Consider the following 4,352-nt stretch of genomic DNA (forward strand, 5'->3'; position numbering starts at 1 on the left):
TGACGCTTCGCACCCGTATCAAGCGACTGGCGCGCAAAACAATTTGTTTCTCTCGTTCCATCGAGATCCACGAAAAAGTCATCGGTGCCTTCATCGAGAGGCATATGTTCTACTAATTGGAGTCATCGCCAAAACTTTTAAGTAGCGATTTAGCATTCTAAATCGCTGCATATCGAATCTGCTTCTAAAGCTTGATTACGTACTACGAACTGCCTTGATTATTCATTGCTAAACTTTATAGTTAATCGCAACAAACAAATCAATACAATGTAGGCAGTTACACAGAATTAATTACAGGCTCATTATTGATATCGAGAGGATTCGAACAGTACTAAACTGCAAGCCCTTTGACTTTATCCCCTCATACTATATCAGCGTTCGATGCTACTAATACTGGCAACCATTTCTTTCTTCACACGAAAAACTGTAGCCCTGCCGCAATCACATAACTTTGCGATCTCGTCTGGTGTATTCTTCCCGGCCTGTAACATATCGATAATCTTGTTATGTAGTTCTTGGTTCTTTTGCTTGCCTTTGTACTTCCCTGCTTCTTTGGCAAGAGTAATCCCCTCGTTGCGGCGTGAGGCGATCATTCCTCGTTCAAATTCCGCAACGGCTCCCATCATGGTTAGGATCAGCCGTGATTGTGGGGAGTTATCAAAGCTCATTGAGTTAGCAAGGAACTGAACAGTGATCCCACGAGCAACCAAGTTATCAATCATTTCCAGCAAATCACGAGTATTGCGTGCCAGGCGGTCGATGCTGTGGGCGACGAGAGTGTCACCTTCACGGAGGTGTGAAAGCAGATTTAACAATTCAGGTCTTTCGCTGATGGACTTGCCTGATTCTTTCTCTGTAATGATTTTATCGCAAACAGGTTCCAGTACTGTTAGCTGACGCTGAAGGTTTTGGTCCTTACTTGAAATTCTCGCATATCCGAAAATCATTTCCTTGACCTCACTCGCCGTAAGTATCATTTTAATTAACTGAATGATACAGTATCATTTAAATCCAATCAACGTCTAAATGATACAAATCAGGACAGGAAAACGGAGTATCGTTGGGGAGTACCCAAAAGAGATTTTTAATCGTGCATTTTTTTGTCGATGCCGGGTTAGTGGAAAGCCCGATAGCGATATCTGAGTTCATGGCATTTTGTCAGAGGGGTTGAGCCTGATAAGGCGAACGAAATTTTAATTCAGCCAGATTAAAACTGATTGTACTTTTATCTAAGTAAACGATCCCTTTAAATTTTTTGTCAGAAAATGAGTGGTTTGGGCTTTGATAATTTTTTGCACTAAAGGCGAGTACCTTAGCCACATTCTTCAACGGGAAGGTTGTAAAGGTAATTAAGATAGAAATGCATAGGTTACCCATTTGCGATAAAATCAGTCAAGATTGCTATTCCGAGGTATCTTATGGGTAAAATTTCCGAACGTTTGAGACATGCAAGAATTAGTGAGGGGCATTGCGTCATTTGCGGTTCATATGGTCTATTGAGTAAAGATCATGTGCCACCTCGTTGTGCAACGAATATTCAACCAATGTTTCAAAAAACAGTGTCTGAACATTATTCGTCTGATGAAATAAAACCAATAAATGTCCACGCTGGAGCGACATTTAAAACCATATGCAAGAATTGTAATGGCAACATACTTGGGAGTTTGGATCATGAGATCAAGGTTCCCATCGAGAACTTCATAAATCTGATTAGGCAATATTTAGCTGGTGTTTATTTTTACGGAAATGTAATTTCTACGCCTTTCAATGTAGTACCTTTTTTGCGTGCAATGGTGGGTCATCTGCTCGCAGCAACATCCGTAGAAGTATGCAAAAATGCTCTTATTGATAGTGAATATGGCTTTGTTGAATAAATGGATTTTATGCTGTGGTACTATGAAAACGGTTGTTTCAGATAACATAAAATCAATGCGTTACATGCTTGCGTATGACGGTGTTCTGTCTGGCATCAGCGTTTTCTACCAAAACAGTGCAGACAAAACAGAATGATTACCTATTATTCAACAAAGCCCCTTTTCTGCTGCAAGTAATGCCTCATGAGCGGCCTTTTCTGCCGCCTTAGCTTTCTGTTCTGTTAAGTATTTTGCGTAATCAGTAGGATTTACAATATTATTTTCATGAGCTATGGCAAACTCTTTGCCATCTTTAAAGCCAAGTTTTTGTGCTCTGGCCTCATAACTTGATGAGCTGGCAGTACTTGCCACGAAAGCAAGCACAATGATCAGTACTGGAACCGTATAATTATTAACGAGTTTATAGGGTAAGTACTTAGCTCGTAGTGAACCAGAACCTAAAACAGCCCAGCCTATCGCGGCAGTACTTGCCAGTAGCTGGCACAATCCAGCGACGGAAAGCATAACGACCGACCAAAAGCCAGTTCCAGCAGAGAAGAAATCACCAAACTTTTCAATCCCAGCCATACAAAGAAAGACTCCCAAAAATCCATAAATTATCAGTTGTACAACTCTCACAGTTTTGTCACTCCCGTTAGCTTTTTTCAGGCCAAAAGTACGGACTTAAGGCTGTCCGTATTCAGTTATTCGAGATTAACACGCACACTTAATAATGATCGATATTAGCGATCAATATTCAGTAAATTGATCGTTATAAGCTATCAACATCTATTAATTCAATACAAATCAATAGATAAAATCGATCAAGAGGGTTCGCAGGACACGAAGATGTCTATGTATCTGATTTCAAAAAAGGAGTACTGGTGATTCCATCACGCGAACGCTCTCAAAGCGTCGCTACGGTGTTTTTATGGGGGGGTGAACATTCAGTCATGTCAGTAACGAACATCGCGTTCAGGAGCTTCCTGTGCGTTTTGTCCGAAACACCATCATGAAGGGATAGATCGGATCGGGGTCGCTTCATTCTGGTCAGTACTAACAGGGCTTTTCCAGTAACTGAAACAGCAGATGCCCGACTTAGTACACAAAGAAATTATTTTCTATAATAAGTAATGAAATAACAGTTGGTTATGTACTTACTAACAGTACAAAAAAGGCGATTGGGTTCGCTCTGCCAGTGACCGAAGGGAACGTAGCAGTAGAACCGAATCCAGCGAACAGTACACGCAAAGCGGGTGCTGTTTAATTTTTTTATCTATACAAATAAGGGGATAGCTATCAAGAACTCACTGCGTGAGTTCTCTCATTAACTACCCGAAACAGTTCGCTTGCTTCGCCGCTCCTGCTTTCAGGCAGTTCATTTGCTTTCGCTCTTTAATTGATGTCCGTTTTTTCTCTTAACTATATATTATAAGGGGTTATTTTTGGACATACTGTTGATTTTCATGTCGGTGTTTCGGACTGAATTTGCGTCTCTTTTTTGTTCTGCCTTTTCGAATCGGCTCAACATGGCTGCTTTATCTTCAGGACTGAGATCCGCGTTGACAGCACTTGCAAGAAACGCTTTGAATGCCTCTGACTCAAGCCCCGGATTATCCTTTTTCCAGCGACTGAAACGTTTCGATTTTGTATCACTCAATGCAGGCAGTCTGTTAGCGTTTGTGGCTCCTTTTGGCCTTCCTGGTACACCTGGTGCTACGTTTTCCAGCACTCCAGGAATATGTCCAATATTTGTACTTAATGACTCAGCCTGCCATTTATCAAATACATAAACCGTTTGCTGTTCTGTACTGTCGAATTGACGTGATACTCCTCTCAACGCGAACTGGTGAAGGCTCTCGTATTCTCTCGCTTGATGGATATCCTCACCTGTAATCTTCAATAGCAACTCACACAGCTTCGCTTCCGTGTCGTCAGGACGCATACAGGCTAACCATACGCATGTATGTCGATCTTTGTAGTCGTTATGCCCCCTCGCATCAGGGCTTATTCTGTAAGCCTCATGTAGCTTCTGTTTATCGGTATTGTTGTTCGTCCAGTAGTATTCCTGGCCTTCGAGTACTTCAGAGAGGTAAGCATAAACACGCTGGAGTTGAGCGGGGCTTCTGTCCTTCCATGTTTTTGATAATTTTATATTTTCTGAGAAATAGTATACTTTGAGGCGTTCAGTGGCTTTGTTGAATAATAGGTAATCATTCTGTTTTGTCTGCACTGTTTTGGTAGAAAACGCTGATGCCAGACAGAACACCGTCATACGCAAGCATGTAACGCATTGATTTTATGTTATCTGAAACAACCGTTTTCATAGTACCACAGCATAAAATCCATTTATTCAACAAAGCCTCTTTCCATCGTAAGCGTCGCATTCAGACCGTATTGACGTTCAGGCAGAGGGAAGCTCGACCTTCCATGGCAGCAGATCGCGGACCCGGTTCACCGGCCAGTCCTGTATATGACCGATGACGTAACGCAACCACG

The 4,352-nt window shown here is 41.8% G+C and carries 4 protein-coding genes and 1 pseudogene; 2 read left to right on the forward strand and 3 right to left on the reverse strand.

Going from position 1 to position 4,352, the window contains the following annotated elements:
* Positions 1-116 (forward strand): IS1 family transposase (locus F7Q90_RS24810; protein WP_249042840.1); only part of this gene is annotated, 116 nt, incomplete at its 5' end.
* A gap of 255 nt (positions 117-371) precedes the next feature.
* On the opposite strand, the gene F7Q90_RS24815 is transcribed toward F7Q90_RS24810, so the two are convergent.
* Positions 372-947, reverse strand: a complete 576-nt coding sequence (locus tag F7Q90_RS24815) for a recombinase family protein (RefSeq protein WP_044242200.1) — start codon at positions 945-947, stop codon at positions 372-374.
* 471 nt (positions 948-1,418) lie between these two features.
* Between F7Q90_RS24815 and F7Q90_RS24820 the strand changes: the two genes are divergently transcribed.
* A complete protein-coding gene (locus F7Q90_RS24820) occupies positions 1,419-1,874 on the forward strand; it encodes a hypothetical protein (protein ID WP_141119381.1) in 456 nt (151 codons plus the stop codon).
* 159 nt (positions 1,875-2,033) lie between these two features.
* Here F7Q90_RS24820 and F7Q90_RS24825 read toward each other — a convergent pair.
* Together F7Q90_RS24825 and F7Q90_RS26960 are read right to left on the reverse strand one after the other, a co-directional pair.
* Positions 2,034-2,441: pseudogene (locus F7Q90_RS24825) on the reverse strand (hypothetical protein); the annotation flags it as partial.
* Positions 2,442-3,282: 841 nt separating this feature from the next.
* Entirely contained in the window at positions 3,283-4,128 is an 846-nt protein-coding gene (locus tag F7Q90_RS26960; RefSeq protein ID WP_052310132.1) for a hypothetical protein, read from the reverse strand.
* Positions 4,129-4,352 lie beyond the last annotated feature (224 nt).

It is taken from the genome of Pantoea stewartii subsp. stewartii (assembly GCF_008801695.1).
GTDB classification, from domain to species: domain Bacteria; phylum Pseudomonadota; class Gammaproteobacteria; order Enterobacterales; family Enterobacteriaceae; genus Pantoea; species Pantoea stewartii.

Excerpts from the sequence above, each read along its gene's own strand:
- F7Q90_RS24815 (WP_044242200.1), bottom strand. The coding sequence starts at position 947 with ATGATTTTCGGATATGCGAGAATTTCAAGTAAGGACCAAAACCTTCAG.
- F7Q90_RS24820 (WP_141119381.1), top strand. The coding sequence starts at position 1,419 with ATGGGTAAAATTTCCGAACGTTTGAGACATGCAAGAATTAGTGAGGGG.
- F7Q90_RS26960 (WP_052310132.1), bottom strand. The coding sequence starts at position 4,128 with ATGACGGTGTTCTGTCTGGCATCAGCGTTTTCTACCAAAACAGTGCAG.